At 37.4% G+C, this 21,462-nt stretch carries 24 protein-coding genes, 1 tRNA gene and 1 pseudogene; 10 read left to right on the top strand and 16 right to left on the bottom strand.

The window, feature by feature from the left end:
- Positions 1–48: 48 nt before the first annotated feature.
- The 3 genes from AN486_RS21540 to AN486_RS21530 all read right to left on the bottom strand — a co-directional run bounded on the left by AN486_RS21540 (position 49) and on the right by AN486_RS21530 (position 3,066).
- Positions 49–462, bottom strand: coding sequence for a secondary thiamine-phosphate synthase enzyme YjbQ (locus tag AN486_RS21540; RefSeq protein ID WP_027403361.1), 414 nt, complete (start codon positions 460–462; stop codon positions 49–51).
- 128 nt (positions 463–590) lie between these two features.
- Positions 591–1,688 carry a glycosyl transferase gene (locus AN486_RS21535; RefSeq protein ID WP_053537943.1) on the bottom strand — a complete coding sequence of 366 codons (1,098 nt, stop codon included), beginning with the start codon at positions 1,686–1,688 and terminating at the stop codon, positions 591–593.
- Positions 1,689–1,914: 226 nt separating this feature from the next.
- On the bottom strand, positions 1,915–3,066 hold the full coding sequence (locus AN486_RS21530; RefSeq protein WP_290602490.1) for an aminotransferase class V-fold PLP-dependent enzyme: 1,152 nt from the start codon (positions 3,064–3,066) through the stop codon (positions 1,915–1,917).
- Between the two features lie 85 nt (positions 3,067–3,151).
- Here AN486_RS21530 and AN486_RS21525 point away from each other — a divergent pair, with 85 nt between their 5' ends.
- Positions 3,152–4,267 carry an ABC transporter permease gene (locus tag AN486_RS21525; RefSeq protein WP_053537945.1) on the top strand — a complete coding sequence of 372 codons (1,116 nt, stop codon included), beginning with the start codon at positions 3,152–3,154 and terminating at the stop codon, positions 4,265–4,267.
- Between the two features lie 309 nt (positions 4,268–4,576).
- On the opposite strand, the gene AN486_RS21520 is transcribed toward AN486_RS21525, so the two are convergent.
- The 3 genes from AN486_RS21520 to AN486_RS21510 form a co-directional block, all read right to left on the bottom strand.
- Entirely contained in the window at positions 4,577–5,500 is a 924-nt protein-coding gene (locus AN486_RS21520) for an Rpn family recombination-promoting nuclease/putative transposase (protein WP_053537946.1), read from the bottom strand.
- A 137-nt stretch (positions 5,501–5,637) separates the two neighbouring features.
- On the bottom strand, positions 5,638–6,663 hold the full coding sequence (locus tag AN486_RS21515) for an ABC transporter permease (RefSeq protein WP_053537947.1): 1,026 nt from the start codon (positions 6,661–6,663) through the stop codon (positions 5,638–5,640).
- Between the two features lie 179 nt (positions 6,664–6,842).
- Complete coding sequence (locus AN486_RS21510) at positions 6,843–8,456, bottom strand: ABC transporter substrate-binding protein (protein ID WP_290602487.1); 1,614 nt, start codon at positions 8,454–8,456, stop codon at positions 6,843–6,845.
- 242 nt (positions 8,457–8,698) lie between these two features.
- On the opposite strand from AN486_RS21510, the gene AN486_RS21505 reads away from it, so the two are divergent.
- On the top strand, positions 8,699–9,274 hold the full coding sequence (locus AN486_RS21505) for a thioredoxin family protein (protein WP_290602485.1): 576 nt from the start codon (positions 8,699–8,701) through the stop codon (positions 9,272–9,274).
- A gap of 320 nt (positions 9,275–9,594) precedes the next feature.
- On the opposite strand, the gene AN486_RS21500 is transcribed toward AN486_RS21505, so the two are convergent.
- Entirely contained in the window at positions 9,595–10,107 is a 513-nt protein-coding gene (locus tag AN486_RS21500; RefSeq protein WP_053537950.1) for a hypothetical protein, read from the bottom strand.
- Between the two features lie 343 nt (positions 10,108–10,450).
- Here AN486_RS21500 and aroA point away from each other — a divergent pair, with 343 nt between their 5' ends.
- The 3 genes from aroA to AN486_RS21485 all read left to right on the top strand — a co-directional run bounded on the left by aroA (position 10,451) and on the right by AN486_RS21485 (position 12,563).
- Positions 10,451–11,800, top strand: a complete 1,350-nt coding sequence (aroA, locus tag AN486_RS21495; RefSeq protein WP_290602483.1) for a 3-phosphoshikimate 1-carboxyvinyltransferase — start codon at positions 10,451–10,453, stop codon at positions 11,798–11,800.
- Between the two features lie 141 nt (positions 11,801–11,941).
- Positions 11,942–12,280: a type II toxin-antitoxin system RelE/ParE family toxin gene (locus AN486_RS21490; RefSeq protein WP_053537952.1), complete on the top strand. Its 339-nt coding sequence runs from the start codon at positions 11,942–11,944 to the stop codon at positions 12,278–12,280.
- Entirely contained in the window at positions 12,273–12,563 is a 291-nt protein-coding gene (locus AN486_RS21485; RefSeq protein WP_053537953.1) for a DNA-binding protein, read from the top strand. The genes AN486_RS21490 and AN486_RS21485 overlap by 8 nt, the downstream gene beginning before the upstream one ends.
- Positions 12,564–12,603: 40 nt before the next feature.
- Here the strand turns inward: AN486_RS21485 and AN486_RS21480 are convergent, their stop codons facing one another.
- The gene (locus tag AN486_RS21480; protein ID WP_290602480.1) at positions 12,604–12,834 is read right to left on the bottom strand and encodes a hypothetical protein; all 231 of its coding nucleotides are present in this window, start codon (positions 12,832–12,834) and stop codon (positions 12,604–12,606) included.
- 146 nt (positions 12,835–12,980) lie between these two features.
- On the opposite strand from AN486_RS21480, the gene AN486_RS21475 reads away from it, so the two are divergent.
- Positions 12,981–13,217, top strand: coding sequence for a YgiT-type zinc finger protein (locus AN486_RS21475; RefSeq protein ID WP_234413281.1), 237 nt, complete (start codon positions 12,981–12,983; stop codon positions 13,215–13,217).
- A gap of 93 nt (positions 13,218–13,310) precedes the next feature.
- Here the strand turns inward: AN486_RS21475 and AN486_RS21470 are convergent, their stop codons facing one another.
- On the bottom strand, positions 13,311–13,526 hold the full coding sequence (locus tag AN486_RS21470) for a hypothetical protein (protein WP_053537956.1): 216 nt from the start codon (positions 13,524–13,526) through the stop codon (positions 13,311–13,313).
- Positions 13,527–13,768: 242 nt separating this feature from the next.
- The gene (locus tag AN486_RS21465; RefSeq protein WP_053537957.1) at positions 13,769–14,188 is read right to left on the bottom strand and encodes a hypothetical protein; all 420 of its coding nucleotides are present in this window, start codon (positions 14,186–14,188) and stop codon (positions 13,769–13,771) included.
- Between the two features lie 172 nt (positions 14,189–14,360).
- On the opposite strand from AN486_RS21465, the gene AN486_RS21460 reads away from it, so the two are divergent.
- A complete protein-coding gene (locus AN486_RS21460; protein ID WP_290602476.1) occupies positions 14,361–15,695 on the top strand; it encodes an ATP-binding protein in 1,335 nt (444 codons plus the stop codon).
- Positions 15,696–15,718: 23 nt separating this feature from the next.
- Positions 15,719–15,913, top strand: a pseudogene (locus AN486_RS21455) (3-phosphoshikimate 1-carboxyvinyltransferase); the annotation flags it as partial.
- A 16-nt stretch (positions 15,914–15,929) separates the two neighbouring features.
- Here the strand turns inward: AN486_RS21455 and AN486_RS21450 are convergent.
- From AN486_RS21450 to AN486_RS21425, 6 genes are all read right to left on the bottom strand, one after another.
- Positions 15,930–16,002: transfer RNA gene (locus AN486_RS21450), tRNA-Ala, on the bottom strand.
- Between the two features lie 189 nt (positions 16,003–16,191).
- Positions 16,192–17,211 (bottom strand): adenosyl-hopene transferase HpnH, encoded by a 1,020-nt coding sequence (hpnH, locus tag AN486_RS21445; protein ID WP_168636414.1) that lies wholly within the window; start codon positions 17,209–17,211, stop codon positions 16,192–16,194.
- A gap of 120 nt (positions 17,212–17,331) precedes the next feature.
- The gene (gene hpnA / locus AN486_RS21440) at positions 17,332–18,318 is read right to left on the bottom strand and encodes a hopanoid-associated sugar epimerase (RefSeq protein WP_053537961.1); all 987 of its coding nucleotides are present in this window, start codon (positions 18,316–18,318) and stop codon (positions 17,332–17,334) included.
- Positions 18,319–18,753: 435 nt separating this feature from the next.
- Positions 18,754–19,539, bottom strand: a complete 786-nt coding sequence (locus AN486_RS21435) for a DNA methyltransferase (RefSeq protein ID WP_325064620.1) — start codon at positions 19,537–19,539, stop codon at positions 18,754–18,756.
- A gap of 34 nt (positions 19,540–19,573) precedes the next feature.
- Positions 19,574–19,825: a type IIL restriction-modification enzyme MmeI gene (locus AN486_RS21430; protein WP_053537963.1), complete on the bottom strand. Its 252-nt coding sequence runs from the start codon at positions 19,823–19,825 to the stop codon at positions 19,574–19,576.
- Complete coding sequence (locus tag AN486_RS21425; protein ID WP_290602475.1) at positions 19,822–20,127, bottom strand: type IIL restriction-modification enzyme MmeI; 306 nt, start codon at positions 20,125–20,127, stop codon at positions 19,822–19,824. Before AN486_RS21425 ends, AN486_RS21430 begins: the two co-directional genes overlap by 4 nt.
- Before the next feature lie 129 nt (positions 20,128–20,256).
- On the opposite strand from AN486_RS21425, the gene AN486_RS21420 reads away from it, so the two are divergent.
- Together AN486_RS21420 and AN486_RS21415 are read left to right on the top strand one after the other, a co-directional pair.
- Entirely contained in the window at positions 20,257–20,910 is a 654-nt protein-coding gene (locus AN486_RS21420; protein WP_290602474.1) for a MotA/TolQ/ExbB proton channel family protein, read from the top strand.
- Positions 20,894–21,298, top strand: coding sequence for a biopolymer transporter ExbD (locus AN486_RS21415; RefSeq protein ID WP_053537966.1), 405 nt, complete (start codon positions 20,894–20,896; stop codon positions 21,296–21,298). Before AN486_RS21420 ends, AN486_RS21415 begins: the two co-directional genes overlap by 17 nt.
- Positions 21,299–21,462: the final 164 nt, after the last annotated feature.

Below are 21,462 nucleotides of genomic sequence, written 5' to 3'. Positions count from 1 at the left end.
GGGGAGAAGAGAGGTGGGGGGGGAACATCACAGATAACTTTTTCAATCCTATCCAGAAATATGAACTACTAACTCTCTCACATTATTCTGTTGACGATGTTCCCAAACATAGATTCCTTGCCATGTTCCTAATACCAAATGACCACGATTAATGGGAATTTGTTCGGAGGTATGGGTTAAAACTGTGCGGATATGTCCTGGCATATCGTCTGGTCCTTCAGCATCATGAATGTAATGGTTTCCTTCTGGGACTATTTTTGTCATGAAATTAGCTAAATCAAGTAATACATCAGGATCAGCATTTTCTTGAATTACTAAACTAGCTGAGGTGTGACGTAAAAATAAACTACAAAGCCCAGTTTCTATACCAGATTCGGCAACAATAGCTTCAATTTTGGCGGTAATATTGTGAAATGATTTTCCATTGGTGGAAACTCTTAATAGTTTTTGGTAGTGGGTCATGGCTAGTTTATAGTAGTTTATATATAGCGGTTCTTGGCTGAGTGAAATACAAGAAGTTTATCCTTTTCTCCCCCCTGCTGCGGGGGGATTCAGGGGGGTGCAAGGAGGGGGCTTATGATGTATTTTATTCAGGTGCATACCGCTATATTTGTCTCTAAATAATCTATCACAGCTTTGGCTATTGTTTCATTCCCATCTTTGGCTATGATGTTGGGTTGCTTTGGTGCTTGGGGTGATTGATCAAGAAAATCCCAATCTCCTTGAAAAAATTCTGGTGTTGTGAGAATTTGATGGTGGTTGTAATTAGCAATTCCTGCTAACATGAAAGCTGCTTCGGCAAAATCATGACGGGGTATGGTTACAACTGGTATTTCTAGACGGGTAGCTTCTGAAAATGTCCCATATCCAGGTTTAGAAATAATTCTCCCACAAATCGGCATAAAATCCACAGGACGATATTGATGATTTGTAATTTTAATTAAGTTAGGTAAATCTGGGGCTGAGGCATCAAAAGTAATAAATTGCCAATCGGGAAATCTGCTGGTATTAGTGTAAGGAATTTCTTGCAAACCCAAGCCACCAAATGTCATTAAGATAGTTTTTTCTAAGGATGTAGTTATTCCCCAATTGTTACGTAATTCATCAATATTAAAATGGGGAGAACCACCAGTTAAACCGACATCTGTAATGTTGGTAAATGCTGACATGGGTTCATGGAAAGGAAGACGAAATAGGCGATCGCATTTTCTATACCAATCACTAATCCAATCAGCCATTTCCGTAAATTCTTCCCCCCAATCTCGATAGATAAAATCCCAACCAAAGTTACTAATCATCCAGCAAGGAATATTCGTAGCTTCAGCAAATCCAGCAGCTAGAAAAGGAATATCTGCTAAAATTAAATCAACGCGATTTTGACGAATAAAATTAACTTCTGAAGCAATTAAGGATTTATGATTTTTTTGAATTTCTCGCAGTTTTGCTAAAGTTGCTGGTTTATCCATTGTCAAACTATCAGCTTGAATCACACCTAAATCAAACGCCCGTTGACGTAAAATAAAATCACCCTCTATATAAGATTCCAGTAACCAGCGAGGTGCAGTGGTGACTAGAATTAATAATGCTTCAGGATATAATTTTTGGATGGTGTTAGCAATGGAAGCTGTGCGGGTAGCATGACCAAAACCGTGATTTGTGATGGCTATATATATAGTTGGTCTTTTCATGATTTAAAACAAGGTTAAAAAGAGTATTGGGCGATTAGAAATCACTACTACACAAGCAAAGTCCGCCGTCGCGGACTAATATGATTTAACCCACAAAGGTGGGTTTTGTCTGTTTAGCAGTGACTTCTAGTACAAAACGGCGTAAATAAACCAACCATTCTAAATCCTCCAAAAGCCTATACTGTCTTCATTTTGACTTTTGACTTTTGACTTCCGCCTTGCGGTACTAGTCGCCTTTTATAGCTGCTATTAATTGGTCAATTTCTGATTCTAATGTTAAATAATGAACACTCACACGAATGCAATTAGGACTGGCAATTGTTCGAGTTAAAATATTTTCTGACTCTAGAGATTGCACTAATTTAGAACTAGGCTGATTAGTTAATTGAAAAGAAACCAATCCACTTTCTGGGGGTGAATTTTTTAAACATTTGACATTGGGTAAAGAGTTTAATTTTTGCCAGAGATAATTACTATTTTTGCAAATTTGCTCATATCTTTCCTGTGCTGTCCCCCATTGTTCATGAATTGTAATTGCTTCTTTTAAACCCACATATAATGAAGTTGGTAAAGTAGATACTTCATATCTGCGTCCATCTGGTTGCCAACCCGTCGGTTGGGCTTGATTATTAGTAATTACTCCATTCAAGCCAATAAAAGTGGGATGCAGATTTTCTCTAGCTTGAGGACGTACATATAAACCACCCACACCAGCAGGACCACATAACCATTTGTGACCAGTAAAGGCATAAAAATCTACACCCAAAGCAGTTAAATCCAAAGGAAGAACGCCCACTGATTGAGCTGCATCTATCAATAACAGAGAATTATTGCTTTTGCATATTTCTACAATTTTATCAATGGGTAAAACTTGACCTGTATTCCATAGGACATGACTTAAAACTACTAAGCGGGTTTTGGAACGGAGGTTTTCAGCAATAATACTGATGGGATTCCCCTCATTTAAAGTAGCCATTAAGGGACAGGTAGTAACCTCTACTGCAAATCTGCGGGCAATTTCTTGGGCAGTAGCAATGACACCAGGGTGTTCGCAGTCAGAAAGGAGAAGATGATCACCCGGTTGCCAATCAATTCCCCATAAGGCAATGTTACAACCGACTGTGACATTACCCGTGAGAGTTATTGTATCAGATGGTACATTTAGTATAGAGGCGATCGCTTCCCGACTGGCTTGTATTTGCGGTGCAATCCAACTGTATGCCTCACTCCCAAAAGGACCTATACTTTGAATATGGGCTTGAGATTGGGTGATAGCATCCATAGCCCTTTGCGGCATTGGACCCTGTCCTCCGTAGTTAAAATAAAGCTTATTACTTAAAGCGGGAAATTGTGACCGATGGTGATGCAGGTTATTCATAAAATAGGTTTGCGGTTTTTTATCTAATCTATTGATATATACTTTTATCAACAATTAATCAACATTAACTTTTACATCAAAAACTATGAATTGGTGGCAACGACTCAACAAAAATCCTTTAGCACGAACTGGGGCAATTGTCCTCTTATGTTTCTATTTAGCAGTAATTGGGGCTGATTTCATCGCTCCTTATAACCCTTATGATTCACAAACCAATGGTTCGCTACTGCCACCGACTCAGATTCATTGGGTATCTCAATCAGGGCAGTTTATTGGACCTCATGTATATCCTACAACACAAGGAGATACTAATTTAGAAACCGGGGAAAGAAAAATAATTATAGACCAGACAAAACCTTCACCATTAAGATTATTTGTGGCTGGACCTAAATATCAATTATTCAACTTGACTATTTCCCTCCCACCAAAATGGCAGGAAGTCACAATTATTCCGGGGATTTCTTTAAATTGGCATTTGTTTGGCGTTATTGGTGACGCAAAATTGAATATTTTGGGAACAGACGAACAAGGACGCGATCAATTTAGTCGGCTGCTGCATGGTGGTCGGATTAGTATGTTTATTGGTATTTTTGGGATTATTATTACCTATCCATTGGCTTTGCTTATTGGTGGTATTTCGGGCTATTTTGGGGGAATAATTGATAGTATCATCATGCGTTTGGCAGAAGTATTGATGACTTTTCCGAGTATTTATTTATTAGTAGCATTATCAGGGATTTTAAGTCCCAAATTAACCAGCACTCAGCGATTTTTATTAATCATTCTCATCACTTCTGTAATTAGTTGGGCAGGTTTAGCGAGGATAATTCGCGGACAGGTATTATCAATCAAAGAACTTGAATTTGTGCAAGCAGCAAAGGTCATGGGTGGTAATCCCATTTATATTATTGTTCGTCATGTTTTACCACAAACTGCAACTTACATTATTATTTCTGCTACTTTAACAATTCCTAGTTTTATTGGAGCAGAAGCAGTATTAAGTCTAATTGGTTTAGGTATTCAACAACCAGATCCTTCTTGGGGAAATATGCTTTCTTTAGCCAGTAATGCTTCTATTTTAGTATTACAACCTTGGCTAATTTTACCACCAGCAATTTTGATTATTATTACCGTTTTGTCATTTAATGTATTAGGTGATGGCTTACGTGATGCTCTTGATCCTCGTAGTTTGCAAAGGTAATAATGTGTCTGATAGTACAACAATTTAGCAGGTAGGAATAAAAGTTAAAGTTTGACTTGAAACAAGCCTTAAAAGACCAAGGAGTAAAAATTAGACAATTAATTGCAAAATATTAAAAAAGTGATCAGTTGAACTAATCACTTTCCATTTCTTCTATTACAAAAGAAGGGAACTCTTAACTGGGAACTCTTAACTGGGAGCAAATAAGAAACACTCATTTGCACAAGTTTAAAGCTCAGTCAAAAAAAGGATGTTTTTAAAAGATGCGTAGCACGAAAAAAACAGTGTCATTATTTCAATCTCATGTTTTTAAACATGAGTTTTTCCTGTTCCCTGTTGCCCGTTCCCTGTTCCCTCTGAATCTGAAGGAGTTTCATTAACAGATGTTTCCGCAACCTTTCTTACCGCTTCAATATCCACAGCCAAATTTGCGGCTATTTGTTCCACAGTCAAACCTAACTGTAATAACAAAGGTACTGTTTCCAGCTTACCTTCTAACTTACCTTCTAACTTACCTTCTAACTTACCTTCTAACTTACCTTCTAACTTACCTTCTAACTTACCTTGTACTTTCGCCTCCTCCGCAACTTCTCGAAAATACCTTGTTTGCTTTAATTCATCTAGAGTAAACATTGCTTCAATCTCCTGACGAGTTAAATTACTTAATTTGTAAACCAAGATCGTCTCTAACAATTCTAAGACTTTTTGTCTTTTACTGGCATCTGCTAATTGTTGTCGAGATTTTTGGATTAACTGCCTTGTATGATCAATAGCAGTTTCCTCTTTTTCCACTACTAGCTGTACCATTCCCAGTCCTATTGAATTATCGGTTGTTACCTCCAACTCATCCAAATAAATAAACGTGATTTGCTGACTCATTAGCAAACCCCGATACTGCATTGGTACACCAGGATCTAAACTACGTTTAGCAAAAATGGCTACTGCGTGAAAATCATTCTTTGGTTGATATTGATTCAGATAAACAAAGATTTCGGTAAATAACCGCCAGTAAAAATCCGCTTTCGGTTGAAATTGAACTTCTACAAAGTAAATCGGTTGTTCAGGTATTTCTGAATCAGGTATAAATAAACCATCAAAGCGAAATGCTAGTTCCTTAATTTCTACAGATGTGAATTGATATGCTTCCGCTTCTGTGGCTGGCTTGCCAATCAGTTCAAAAAGGATACTAGGTAATGTCTGAAATAGTTGATAGAATATAGTATCTGTTTTCACAAGAGTGCTGTTCTTTTACATGAGTTTAAAAAGTAGCGATCTAAAATTTTTTTGACAAAGTTATCAGTCCAGCTAATCACTTTCTATTAGCACTATATGGTGTATGGCGTTAGCCATGCTAAAATCATACTCCTTTTTTAATATCTAATTCTCGGATCTACATAAGCATTGAGAATATCAATCAGAATACTGGCACTCACCACAATTGCCCCAAAAAATACTAACACACCCTGAACGGTAGGATAATCTCGGTCGGCAATAGCTTGATATAAACGATTTGCTAACCCTGGCCAGGAAAATGTCACCTCTGTTAAAATCGCTCCACCTAATAAGGAAGCAAATGTTAATCCTAAGACCGTAATTACCGGGATTAAGGCATTCTTTAAAGCATGGGAAACTAAAATCTTATTTTCAGGAATTCCTCGCGCTCTAGCCGCTTCTACATAATCAGCTTTTAAAGTCTGTTTTAAGTTAACTCTGACAATGCGTTCAAAAATGCCACTTAGCAAAATTCCTAAAGTTAAACTTGGTAAAGCTAAATGATGTAAAGATATGAAAAATTGACTTAAATTCCCAGCTAATAAACTATCAATTGTATATAAACCAGTAATATTTGTAGGTGCAGGAAGATTGGGCGGAAACCGATTGGAATTAGGAAACCAACCCAATTGAACTGAGAAAACTAATTGTAATAACATACCTGCCCAAAACATCGGTAGAGCATAGGTAATAATCCCGAATAACCGCCCCCCAATATCAAAAGCAGTTCCCGGACGAGAAGCGGAAATAGTTCCCACTAAAACGCCGACAATCAGCGCCACAGCCATACTCGCAAATGCTAATTCTACTGTGGCTGGAAAATATTGACCAATTATTTCACCTATATTTTGCCCGCGACTGGTTAAGGAAGTTCCTAAATCAAAGCGTAGTAAATTACCTAAATAATTGAGATATTGTAACCAAATTGGTAAGTCTAAACCAAGTTGTTTTCTTAATTCTTCTTTTGCACTTTCTGGCGCTCTTCCTCCCAGAATTGCATCTGCGGGATCTCCTGGGGTGGCTCTAAGTAAAATAAAAACAATGGTGATAATAGTTAATAGTTGCAGTGGCGCAAATAGTAACCGGGAAAAAATGTAATACTGTAATGCTTTAGAACGAGACATATTTATTAATTAAAAATTCAAAATTGAAATCGACCTAAAACCTCGTTCCTTGTCTCTGACAAGGAATGCAGCCTAGAGGCTCTGCCTCTTGTTAATTATATGAGGCAGAGCCTCTAAATGGCATTCCCAGCCGGAGTCTGGGAACGAGAGAATGAGAGAGAAATTACCCGGTATTGATACTACTTTTTAATTGTTTTGTAAATCAGGTTTTGGGTGGGATCAAGATTGACATTGGCTACGCCTTTTTGAGCAAATACAAAGTCTTTATTTTGCCATAAGGGGATGTAGGGAACATCAGTTAATACTTGGGTTTGAATGTCGGCAAATATTTTCTTCCGAGTTTCAGGATTTTGTTCTTTGCGTTGTTGATCTATGAGTTTATTCATAGCTTCACTATAATAGAACGACCCCTGAGTTTGACTACCGCCGGTTTCGCAACCTTTAGCAACTGAACCTTTTTCACAGGCTAAAAATGGCTGTACGTAGTTATCTGGATCTAAAAAGTCTGGATACCAATTAGTTAAGGTACTGGGATATAACCCTTTGGAAATTTCTTTATAGAAAGTTGCACCTTCTACGGTTTTAACTTCAAATTGCAAAATACCATCCATTTTAGTATCAGCTAGGGATTTTAAGGTTTGGGCGACTAAACTGCGCGTCATTGAACTTGCAGGATACCAAATTTGCACTTTTGCTGGATTTTCTTTGGAGAAACCAGCAGCGACTAAGGATTTTTTGGCTTCTTCAAATTTACCATCACCATATTTATCTTGAAACAATGGTTGGGAAACGTTGAAGGTGGTGGGAATCATGCTATAAAGAGGATCAGCCTGTGATAATAATACCCGATCATTTAATAATTTACGATCAATTAATGATGCGATCGCTTGTCTCACCTCTACTTTATCTAAAGGTTTTTGATTGCGATTTAAAGTCATATAAGTAACTACACTACCTTGAGCAGATATAGCTTGCCAATCTCCCTTTTTCGCACTGGCTTCTAAACTCTGAATTTGATCTGGTTGTAAGGATAGATAGGCGACATCTATCGCCCCAGTTTTAAAGGCGTTAAATAAGTTAACTGGACTGGTTTGAATTTGGACATTGACACCTTTGTTTTCGGGTTTTGTTCCCCAATATTTATCAAATACATCAAACTTTAAGGAATCAGTTCCATATTTGGCTAATTTGTAAGCACCAGTGCCAACAAAAATATTCGGTTTAAATTTTCCCGCCCCAATTTCATAGGATTTTGGCGAAACTGCACAGACTCCAGAAAATGCTAACAACGAAGGAAAAGCTGCAAAGGGTTTTTTCAGTTTAATTGTTAATTCATACTCTCCTGTGGCTTTAACTGAAGCTACGGTATCAGAAAGCAGGAAAGAAGGTTTACCTTTGTTTTCGATAAAGCGTTGCAGACTAAACTCCATTGCTTTGGCATTGAAGGGAGTATCATCATGAAATACTACTCCTTTGCGAATAGGAATAGTATAAGTTAAACCATCTGCACTCACTTTTGGTAATGCTGTTGCCAATTGTGGTTTAATTTCTGTACTACCTGGTTCGTAAGTGTACAGGCGATCGCTCATATTAAATACTAAACTCAAAGATCCCAATTCATACGCATCAGCAGGATCAAGAGTTCTTGGCTTTTCCGTTGTCCCTACGGTAATCCGACCATCACCCGCAGTAGTATTTACAGCACTAGACTGTGGTGTATTTGTTTGCTGTTTAGGAGTACAACTAACAACCAATAATAGACAAAGACAGAACAAGGATAGGAATTTTGTCATCCTACCCCATTGTTTCATTAGCAAGGAACACCAAGTGATCATTATTAAAATTTTTTCAATCAACGGTCAGTTATTATAGCAGGGAACAGGGAATATTGATCTTTTTCCCATAACTTAATTACATAACTCATAATATACTCAAATTTTTTAATAAGTTATGTATTTGAATTTGGTAATTTTCCTAAATCAAGATGGATTATTCTATTATTAGAAAAAACCCTGATCAAAACATTTAAAAAATTATGGTTTTAACAGCTTCCACAATGTTGCCTCTAGGCACGAAAGCACCAGATTTTCATCTACCAGAAGTAGTATCTGGAAAAACGATTTCTCTTGATAATTTTGCCGATAAAAAGGCATTGTTAATCATGTTTATTTGTCGGCACTGCCCATTTGTTAAGCATATTCAACAAGAATTAGCCAGATTAGATCAAGATTACAGCAACAGTGATTTAGGGATTATTGCCATTAGTGCTAATGATGCTCAAAATTATCCTAATGATGCCCCAGAATCATTAAAAGAAATGTGTATAGAATTGGGTTTTGATTTTACCTTCTGTTACGACGAAACTCAAGCAACAGCACAAGCTTATACGGCAGCTTGTACACCAGATTTCTTTTTATTTGATGGCGACAGAAAACTCGTTTATCGCGGACAATTAGATGATAGTCGTCCTAGTAATAATCAACCCGTAACAGGTAAAGACTTAAGATCAGCTATTACCGCAGTTTTAAATAATCAACCTGTGACAAGTGAACAAAAACCTAGTATTGGTTGCAATATCAAATGGAAAGTAGGTAATGAACCTAATTATTAGTCATTGGTAATTGGTAATTGGTAAGTAGGTTGGCGTTGAAAATTGTCGTTATGGCAAGGCAAAAGGCAAGAGGCAAGAGGCAAGAGTGAAGAGGGTTTAGGCGATTTTACATTTCTTTACACAGTTTGGTTTTATTGTGTTCACCTACTTAATTGGTAATTGGTAATTGGTAATTGGTAAAACTCTTACCTGCCCCCTCCCCTACCTCCCCTACCTCCCCTACCTCCCCTACCTCCCCTACCTCCCCTACCTCCCCTACCTCCTGTCACCTGTCACCTGTCACCTGTCACCTGTCACCTGTCACCTGTCACCTATTCCCTTCAATGCTGAATTTCCAAATTGAGAATATAACGCCCTAATTGGATTTTTCCTGTCCATAATTCGTATTCTAAACGGAGATTCTCTGGAAAAGGATGCCCGCTAAGAGTAAAACTTTTGGTAAAATTACGCAAACGGATAGGTTGATGGGGTTGTAATGATTCATTTGGCAACCAGAAACGACTAATGCCATAAACACCTAATTCCCAAAAGTGGCGGTAACTGACTTGTGCATTACCTTGCATTGTCATAATTAACCGCCGAGATGAAATTTCCAGCCATAAAATTCTGGGACTGCTAGGAGGAGAAAAATTGTTTTTAGTTGGGTAAATTGTATCTTCTGGATTTAAATAACTGCCTACTTCACAACTAATAAGAGGTGGTGCAGTTAATAGTAAATGAAATTTATCTGTATCCTTTTGGATTAAAGTTCCAGCAGTGTCAACCACAGACCAAATCGGTAAGTCAGTGGAAATCATTGATAAACATACGGGTTTGCGGTGGTGAGTTAGCATGAGAGTGTGAGAGGTTACAAATAAAGAATAAAAGTTGAGCGATTTTCTAAATTGCTGATTCTGCCTACTATTTAACGTTACGGCTGAAGTTTTTGGTGGTTGGAAGCAACAAAAAACAAGACATTCAAGCAAGATGTCTAATAAATAGTAAAACCTGGTTCATCGTCAGCAAATATTTTGATTTGTTAATCTAGACAATTCAATATGGTATTACCTGTCACCTGTTATCTACCAGAAGAAAGATTATAGTTGCCAAAAAGCGGTAGGATACTAAATTGGAAGTGAATAGTGATAAACAAGTCGCTGTTTAGCTTTTATTCTATTCAAAAGTCATTGTATCCTAATGTCGGCTATTGTTATTACTTTAGAAACTCAAGCAAACTCTTCGGATCACTTAATTATTCAGCGCCCTGTGGCTGGACTGTCTTTGCAGGGACGTATCCGAGTTCCTGGTGATAAGTCTATTTCCCATCGCGCTTTGATGTTGGGGGCGATCGCTGAAGGTGAAACTCAAATTCAAGGATTGCTGTTAGGTGAAGACCCCCGTAGCACTGCTGCCTGTTTTCGGGCGCTAGGGGCGGAAATTTCGGAACTAAATACAGAATTGGTGAAAGTTAAAGGCATCGGTTTAGGCAATTTTCAAGAGCCTGTAGATGTCTTAGATGCTGGTAATTCTGGAACAACGATGCGGTTGATGTTGGGGTTGTTAGCATCCCATCCAGGGCGATTTTTCACGGTGACAGGTGATAGTTCTTTGCGATCGCGTCCCATGTCCCGTGTTGTCAAACCGCTGCAACAAATGGGGGCGCAAATTTGGGGACGTAAGGGTAATACCTTAGCACCTCTAGCCATTCAAGGACAAGCCCTGCAACCCATTCATTATCATTCTCCCATTGCTTCGGCTCAAGTTAAATCCTGTATCCTCCTGGCGGGTTTAAACACCGAAGGACAAACCACCGTCACCGAACCTGCTTTATCACGGGATCACAGTGAACGAATGTTAAGGGCTTATGGAGCAGAATTAAGTATAGATCCAGACACAAATAGCGTCACAATTACGGGTGGGTCGAAACTCTACGGACAAACTGTAATTGTCCCTGGTGATATCAGTTCAGCGGCTTTTTGGTTAGTGGCTGGGGCGATCGTTCCTGGTTCAGATTTGGTAGTGGAAAATGTCGGTGTCAATCCTACCCGTACTGGCATTTTAGAAGCTTTGGCACTGATGGGGGCAGATATTCAACTAGAGAACCAGCGGGAAGTAGCGGGAGAACCTGTGGCTGATATCCGCGTCCGTTCGGGTGGTTTAAAAAGCTGTACGATTGCTGGTGATATCATTCCCAGATTAATTGATGAAATTCCTATTTTGGCAGTTGCAGCGGCTTTTGCTGAGGGGACAACAATTATAAGAGATGCGGAGGAGTTAAGGGTCAAAGAGAGCGATCGCATTACCGTGATGGCACAACAACTCAATAAAATGGGGGCAAAAATCAGCGAACTACCCGACGGGATGGAAATCACCGGTGGTACTCCCCTAGTTGGTGCAGAAGTAGATAGCCATACAGATCATCGCATTGCCATGAGTTTAGCGATCGCAGCCCTCAACGCCATTGGTACAACCACCATTCACCGCGCTGAAGCTGCTGCTATTTCTTATCCCAACTTCACAAACACACTACGGGAAATTTGTCAATGATTTTTAGGGACAGGTGATAGGGAAAAGGTACAGGGATTTTGATTAAATTTTGCTCAGGTAAGTACGTTAATCATCGTTTAATTAAAATTTGATACAATTGTTAGGTTTCGTTCTGTAAAATCTTTTTTGCATATAGATATGATGGAGGCAACCCCTAAAGAAATTAGGATTTATACAACTTTAGAAGGAACTACTCCTTTCTTAGAATGGCGAGATTCCTTGAAAGATGCTAGAGCTAGAGCTAAAATTAGAGCAAGATTAGACCGAGTAGAAGAGGGAAATTTAGGAGATTGTAAGTTTGTTGGTGAAGGAGTATATGAACTGCGTATTGATTATGGTCCTGGTTATCGAATTTATTTTGGAGAAGAAAGTGATGTGATCATTTTATTGCTATGGGGTGGCGATAAAAGCAGACAAAATAAAGATATTCGTCAAGCTCAAGATTATTGGCAAGATTACAGGAGTCAAGACAATGCCTAAAAGTATTAGTTATCATACTGAATTAATTGAATCTTTAAAAGATACTTCTGAAGCAGCAGTTTATCTTGAAGTTGTGCTAGAAGAAGGTGATCCAATGATGATTAAAAAAGCCTTTTTTAATGTAATTGAAGCAAGAGGCGGGGTAAATTTATTGTCTAAAGATGTTCAAAAAACTCTCATGAAATTTGCAGAAAAACTTCAAGAAACAGGTGAAATTGAATTTAATCTTTTACGAATATTGCTAGAGTCTTTAGGATTAAAAGTAGGTTTAATGGTAATATGAATTTTATAAAATTTTATGAGAATATTTGTATCACATAAAATCATTTCGTTTCTTGTCTCCATGCTTCTTGACGAATGGAATCAGTAGTAATATTTCTATTTTCCCAGATTCCTGCCAAGGAAAAAAAATCTTTCTCATCATCAGATATATCAGATATATTTGTGTTATCCTCTATTACTTCTACAGAGTTAACGAAATCTAAAGCAGAAATAAGTTTTAATAGCATTTGTGCTTTTTCTTTATCAGCAATTTGAATGATTAGTTGTTGCATATTTGTTTGTTGGTATAATAATACTATTACAATTGTACAACTATTTTTGTTTAGTTTACTGGAAATTATCAATCTGATATTTTAACTATTATTACTTTATATGATCCTGATCAAACAGAATGGATTGATTATTCCCAAAGGAGGTTATGATGGAAAGTTGTCATATTTGTGGTTCAGATAAATTTACTGAAGAATTAGTTAATGAAACTTTTGAAATCGAAGGTAAACTAATTTTAGTGGAGGGTATTCCAGCTAAGGTTTGTTATCGTTGTGGAGAAACAACCTTTAGTAGTGAAACTGCTGAAAATATTCGTTTAATGTTGAATAGTAATCAAAAATCTCAGAGAAAAATTGAGATTGATGTTTTTGCTTTTTCTGCTTAACTGATAACTTGAGTGAGTCAGGTTGTCAGGTTTAGAAATGTTGGGTTTCGTTACCTCAACCCAACCTACAACTAATAACTATGATTTCAATCTTTATGGTTTGTAATCATAAAACATTCCATTATCTGCTACTCGATATATACCAGCTTGTCCATTAGCATTCTCAATTCTTACTAAACTATCTCCTACATTTGTAAATGAGCGATGATTTTTACCCCAGCCGTTATATTCATATAAGAATGACATATCTCCATTTTCAGCTATGTGGTAAATTCCAGCATGACCTGAAGGGTCATATAGTATAACCATATCCGGTCTTATTGCATGAATAATCGTCCAGTTAGGACTCCAATGGTTATATTGCCGAATGATTTGTCCCTGAGCAGTTACAATGAAACCCGTACCTTTTGAGCGATCAAAAATAAGACGATATCCATTTCTGATGTTTACAACTATATCTGGTGTTATAGTTGGTTGAGAAGCTCTTGCTTTAGCTTGACTCTCATTGTACGCCTTAAGCTGTTACGCAGCTAAATTTAATATTTTGCAGCCTAGAGTCCTTGTAGTAAGGCTTTTAGGCAAAAAAAGCAAATGCGTAACAGCTTACCACCATATTTCATAACAGATGTGTAGTAAGCATCAGCCCTTCCATTACAAGCTATTTTTAGAGGTTTTCCGACCCAAGTATTATGGTCTTTTGCACATATACCTAACATTCTGTTATGAAAAGCCTTATCGCATTCTTGCTGTGATTTACCTAAAGTATCATAACAAGCATCATGCTCATTACAAGCCACTCTAAACTGACGAGAACCAACGGGTGAGAATATTCGAAGTAAATAAGTACTTGTACCACTACCACAACCAGAAGTTTGAGCTTGAACTTGTTTCGGGTTGGATAAATCCACCATTTGAGAAACAGCTAAAGTTGCGGTGAAAACCAACGTAGTCAAAAACTTTGATAATTTCATATTTTTAGACTTATTTTTGCTGATTTCGTATTTTCTTTCAAAATTTAAGTAAATAAAAGCCTATAAAAGACTATGTTTTTGTAATAAAATATTAACTAATGTATTAAAATAGCTTACAATGATGCGTAACAATACGCTATAATTGCTGAAAGCCTCATCATAATTGGATGTTATGAATGTTACTGAAATTTTACAATTTGCAGATCAATTAATCATAAATAAGACAGGAAAACGTTTAGATGATCTGCAAAAAACTGTCATTACAGGAGTTTATGAAGGAAAAACTTATGAGACAATTGCGGAAGAGTGTAATCGTAGTGAAAGTCGCGTTAGAAGTGTTGGACGTAAACTATGGCAAATTTTATCAGAATCTTTAGGAGAAGATGTTAATAAGCATAATTTTTGTTGGACTATAGAAAGAGTTATAAATAATTCTCAGTTTTATAATTTTGGTAATAATCAGATAAATTATTGTCATAATGACAATAATGAATCTTCTAAAAATACAAAACAAGGTATTAAGAATAAACTCTATTATGATTTAACTATTGCTCCCAAAATTAATCGTTTTTGTGATCGCACTTCCGAAATTGATACTTTATCTAAGTGGATATTAAATCAAAATACTCATTTAATCTCAATCTTAGGATTATCCGGTATTGGTAAAACCACACTCGTTAAAAGATTTATAGACTTACATCAACAAAAGTTTGATGCTATAGTTTGGAGAAGTTTAAAATTTCCTCAATCTCTAGATTTATTACTTGATGATTTACTAAAACATCACAAATTAGACTCATTACCAACAATAAATGATAAATTAAAACAATTATTTGATATTCTCACAAATAAAAAATGTTTAATTATCCTTGATGATTTACAAAATATATTTATTCCTAGTCAATTCGCGGGAAAATATCAACCAGAATATCAAGATTATCAAACCCTATTCAAAATGATTACAGAAACCCAACATCAAAGTAGCGTCATATTAATTAGTCAAGAACAATGTCCAGAAATGGAATGTTTAGATGAAGAATTATATCCTATTAAATCTTTAGAATTATCAGGTTTAGATAATCCAGAAATCCTCAAAAATACCGGATTAAAAAATAAGGATAGTTGGTTAAAATTAATCAAATTATATGAAGGTAATTTACTTTATTTAAAAAGTATTAGTATCCTAATCAATAAAAATTATGATGATCAAGTTGCTGATTTTTTAGCTGAAAATACTTTACATATTACCAATCAAATGCAGTCTCATTTTCAAGAGACATTTCACCACCTATCACCCCAAGAACAAGAAATAGTATTAGAACTAAGTAAATTTGAAAACCCTATTTCCAGAGAAGAATTAAGACAAAGTTTAAATTTATCCTCAGTTGATTTTAATAATGGGTTACAATCCTTACAACAACGGTATTTAATCACGAAAATCAAGGAAGATAAGATTCTGTTTAAATTATCTCCAGTTTTTCAAGAATATGTGAGAACTTGTTGTTAATACGAAAATGTTAGCATCATAGGGAGAGCGATCGCATTACTGTGATGGCACAACAACTCACTAAAATGGGGGCAAAAATCAGCGAATTACCCGACGGGATGGAAATCACCGGCGGTACTCCCTTAGTCGGTGCGGAAGTAGATAGCCATACAGATCATCGCATTGCCACGAGTTTAGCGATCGCTGCCCTTAACGCCATTGGTACAACCACTAAAGTATTAATTATAATTTGCATGGAGCTAAGCGGATTCGAACCGCTGACCCCCTCAATGCCATTGAGGTGCGCTACCAACTGCGCTATAACCCCGAAATCCTAATTCAGTAAGCAAAAAGGCTTATTGGTTAGTTTTTTTTAGTTGTCTCTTTTGTGATTATATGTCAATCTATGTCAATTCAGTCAAGAGAGTTATGTTAAGAAATATTAAGCAGTGAATCAGACAAATCTTCTCACAATAGGGTAGGCACGGGGGCGCTACCCCTACGATAATCGCTATATTTACCCTTTACCAAACACAGTGGTTAGAGAACGGGCAATATTTTTCGGTTGCATTGCATCCATCGCTGCTGTCGGTTCATAACCACAATGCACCATACAATCAGCACATTTAGGATTACCACTAGCGCCACCGTATTGACTCCAATCAGTCTTATCTAACAACTCCTGAAAGGTTGTATAGTAACCTTCATTCAATAGATAACAAGGTTTTTGCCAACCTAAAACACTATAACTAGGACTACCCCAAGGGGTGCATTCATAGTCTTTTTCACCAATGAGAAAGTCTAAGAATAAAGGGTTGTGATTAAAGTTCCAGTTCTTTTTTCCAGATGTGTAAGGTGAGAGAATTTCTTTAAATAAAGCGCGGGTTTGTTCTTTTTGCAGAAAATGATCTTGATCTGGTGCCCATTCGTAACTGTAACCAGGAGAGATCATCATCCCGTCAGTACCCAAGGTTTCCAGAAAATCGAAAAACCCCTGCATTTCTTGGATATCGCAACCTTCAAAAATGGTCGTGTTAGTAGCGACACGAAAACCTTTAGCTTTAGCGGCGCGAATTGCTTGGACAGCAGTATCGAAAACGCCTTTTCTGTCTACACATTTATCATGCCATTCTCGCATTCCATCTAAATGGACGCTAAAAGTTAGATAGGGAGAAGGTTTAAACTTATCAAGACTCTTTTCTAGTAATAAACCATTAGTACACAAGTAAATATATTTCTTGCGTTTAATTAAACCTTCAACAATTTCACCTATTTGGGGATGTAGGAGGGGTTCGCCACCGGGAATAGAAACAACCGGTGCGCCGCATTCTTCCACAGCCGCAAAACACTGTTCTGGAGTAAGATTTTGCTTGAGGATCTCTACTGGATGCTGGATTTTACCGCAACCAGTACAAGCTAGGTTACACCGGAATAGGGGTTCTAACATCAATACGAGGGGGAAGCGTTTCCGCCCTAATAAGCGTTGTGTAACTAAATATTTACCTATATCTATTGCTTGTTGTAAATTAATTGCCATGAAACTAACACTCCTCAATTTGGTCATTGGTCATTGGTCATTGGTCATTGGTCATTGGTCATTGGTCATTAGTCATTGGTCATTGGTAATTAATTTCTGTAACCTGTAACCTGTAACCTGTCACCTATTCACATAACCATTAGACACAAACCAATCTACAGCATCCTTGAGGGCTACATTCAGGGGTGACTGAGGTAAACCTAATTCGCGGATAGCCTTAGAAGCATCATAATACATTGGTTGCTGTGCCATGCGGACTCCATCTATGGGAACTGTGGGAGTTTTTCCTAGTGGTGCGAGGATTTTTTCTTCTACCCAAGCTACTGTAAGGGGTATCCAAGCTGGGATGGATGTTTGTGGTGCTGGTAAATTGGTGATTTGGGAGAGTTGTTCTAGGAGTTGTTTAAGGCTAAGATTTTGATGACCGAGAATATAGCGATCGCCTGATTTGCCTTTTTGTAAAGCTAATAGGTGTCCCTTGGCTACATCGCGCACATCAATAAAATTTAACCCCGTATCCACATAAGCGGGCATTTCTCTCCGCAAAAACCGCAGAATAATCTCCCCCGTAGGCGTAGGTTTAATATCTAAGGGTCCAATGGGACTGCTAGGATTAACGATCACAATATCTTGACCTTGGTTCACCGCAGATATTGCCACTTGTTCAGCTAGGAATTTAGATTTTTTATAATCCCCCACTAATTTTTCTACGGGACTTTGGTAATTTTCATCTACAACTTGTCCCAATTTACCCACACCAATAGCGGCAACGGAACTAGTATAAACTGTACGTTCAATTCCCGCTTTTTGGGCTGCGGCTAAAATATTGCGCGTTCCTTCTACATTGTTAATATAAAGCAAGTCTCGGTCTTTTTGCCACAGGGAATAATGGGCGGCGACATGAAACAGATATTCACAACCCTGCATCTGTTCCCAGATATTCGGGTTATTCAAATCACCTTTGACAATATCTACAGCCAAACCCTGTAAATTACTCAGGTTACTATGAGGACGTACCAAGGCTGTCACTTGGTATCCTTCCTGTAAAAGCGATCGCACCACATGAGAACCAATAAACCCCGTACCACCAGTTACAAATACTCGCATTCCATCACCCCAAATTTTCTGAATATTTCATTATTGTCTGATAGCGTAGCGTGGCGTAAGCCATATCAGGATTTACAGGATGTAGCAAATAACCGAGTTAGTTTCTCTCATAGATAAGTTTTAATTATGAATTTCTAAATTTTTAATAAGTTTTTCAAAAAATTTTTTTATTTGAGAGGTTGCGATCGCTGCCGGCGTGGTATTATAGATATATGAATATAATGGAACATAAGCAAAATTTTTATTAAGGCACACATTCCCATTATAAAAATATCATATTTGGCGGGAAAAGTCAACGGGGTTGAACCCCAAAAAACGAATTTTTTTCAAAATTTAATTTTTTTTAATTTTTTGATGTCCTGAGAAATTGAAGAGACTAAAATCCTGTAAATCAGATCCCCGACTTCTTGAAGAAGTCGGGGATCTTGATCCTCTCTATATTTCCACATATTGCCAGCGTTTGGTTGCTCCTGTTTCTCGACAGATTAAAATCCCAAACCATTCTAATCTTTCTACATTTTCAGCAATGGCATTTTTGTATTTTCCACCATTTTTGAATTGAGCAGCAATTTGATCCACAGTCCAGTCGCTGGTATTGGTGCGGAGTAAGTCGCGGATAGCTGCAAGTTGCTCTTTTGGTTGTTTGGGAAAAGTTTTTTGTTCGGTGGGAATAATCACAGTTTCTTCTGTTTCCATGACTTCCGTTAGCACTTGTTGAGTAACTTCATTTGGTGCTAACTTAGATGCTGATACCACATCTACACCAACGCTTAAATCTACATTAATAAATCCTTTAGATATAGCTAAATCAACAATAGTTACACCATCATCACTTTCCACTTCTTTAACTACTTTTGCTAAAATTCCTTCATGTTTTCCAGATTTTACTACAGTCATCGCAATTCTAACTGCTTCACCATCTGTAGTATCTATCCAAGGATGATCTGGAATTGCAAATGAAAGGGATAGTGAATTATTACCTACTAGATGCTTAACTAAAACTTTTCTATTAAATGTTTGAGTAATACTATTAGTTGTAATTAAACCAAAACTTTCTAATTTATCTTCAACAACTAATTTAGCTGAATGATACCACCAATACATGACAAAATCAACTGTATCTGGTATGTCTTGATAAACTTTTCGTTGCGCTTCGACGTAACCATCACCTAATCTATCTCTCATCCTCTTATTACCAATAAAAGGAGGATTAGAAACAATATAATCTGCATCTGGCCATTGAGCAGGACGAGGATTAAGATAACGATAAATAGGAATTTGATCTTGGTGTGTAATGCGCTCCTAAACTTTTACGTTCTTTACTATCTAAAGCTCGTTCTAATAAAGTCCCAAAAATCGCCGGTTCTACCTCTGTCCAATCTTTGTTTGCGGCTTCATATAGCACTTCTAACTGTTCTTTAGGTAAATCAAAAGCTGTCGCATCTTTAAAAAAGCTGCCATTAAATTGGGGAATTTCATCAAAGTTAAATTCTCCCCCAGTATTCATGACTCTCGTTTAGCTGTCCCCCGTTTAGCTGCATTTCCCCCTTGTTTAGCTTCAATTAAAAAATGTCCTTCTTTATAGAAGTCCGCAAAGTTTGTAGTAACTCCATCTTTGTTAAATATTTTGATGTCTTTATCAAAACAATAAGGATCATTTGCCATACTACCTTTAGGTAATCGACGTTCTACCGCCAAAGCATCACAAAGTTCTAAAAAGAAACCCTGGTAATTTGCTCTTTCGTTACCCTGCGAACCTTTCCACTTTTTGAGGAATATTTCTACTCGTTGACGATCTTCACTTTTCATGGCAATCTAGAATATTAATTATTGTCAGAATCAGGATTTACAGGATTAAAGGATTTACAGGATGTAGCAAAAAAATAATGCTGCCAAAATCTGTTAATCTAGCTTTGTCCAGAATTAGCAAAATAGTCAATGGAAATTAGCAACTTATTCAAAGCTGGTGGCGTAGTGATGTGGCCACTGCTATTTTTTTCGGTTTTAGGAATCACTCTGATTCTGGAACGGATTACCTTTTGGATAGGAATTAGTGGTCGTCAGAATCGCGTAGTCAAGCAGGTGTTAAGTGTTTATCGTCAAGGTGATGTAGTTACATCTTTAAATATCTTACATAAAAATGCTGATTTACCGATCGCCCGCATTTTTTTAGCGGCTTTAGAATTGGAAGAAGCCAACCCAGAAGAATTTCGCTTGGCCTTGGAAAGTGAGGCCCAGGCGGAAATCCCCTTATTAAAAAGGTTTCAAAACATTTTTGATACAATTATTGGTTTAGCGCCCTTACTAGGATTACTAGGGACTGTTTTAGGGTTAATTACTTCCTTTGCATCGTTAGATATTGGTGATGTGGGTGGGACAAAAACCGCTGGTGTTACCGCTGGGATTAGTGAAGCTTTGGTATCCACAGCAGCAGGGTTAGTTGTAGCTATTATTACTTTATTTTTTGCAAATAGTTTTCGCGGTCTGTATTTGCGGCAAATTGCTTGGATTCAAGAATATGGTGGTCAACTAGAATTACTGTATCGTCGTCATTATGAAAGAGGGGATAAATCCTATGCGTCTACAAGATGAACCTGATGTACCAGCCCAGATTAATATTGTGCCGATGATTGATGTCATCTTTGCTATTTTGACATTTTTTATTATGTCCACTTTATTTTTAAATCGTTCTGAAGGTTTACCAGTTAATTTACCTAAAGCAGCCACAGCCAAAGCCCAATCATCAGCCGCACCAATTACCGTCACCATAGATTCAGCAGGGGATCTGAATTTAAATCGCCAGCCAGTCACTCTTGAGACTTTACCAGTAAAAGTACAGGAGTTGATGGGCAAAAATACGGAAGTGGTAGTTATTATCAATGCTGATCAAAGTGCTACTCACGGTCAGGTGGTGATGGTTATGGATCGGGTGCGGCAGGTAAAAGGGGCAAAATTAGCGATCGCCACCCAAACACCTTAATATGTCTCACGCAAAGGCGCAAAGGCGCAAAGAATCAAGATTAGCAGGATTAATTAGGGTTTGCACCAAAAAGTTATCTGTGAGGGCTAGAAGTTCAGAAGAATGAAGAATGAAGAATGAAATTTCTCCCCAACTCCCCCAACTTCCCCAACTTCCCCTACTTC

It is taken from the genome of Anabaena sp. AL93 (assembly GCF_001672085.1).
GTDB lineage: Bacteria > Cyanobacteriota > Cyanobacteriia > Cyanobacteriales > Nostocaceae > Dolichospermum > Dolichospermum heterosporum.
This window is presented reverse-complemented; position numbering and strand designations above follow the sequence as displayed.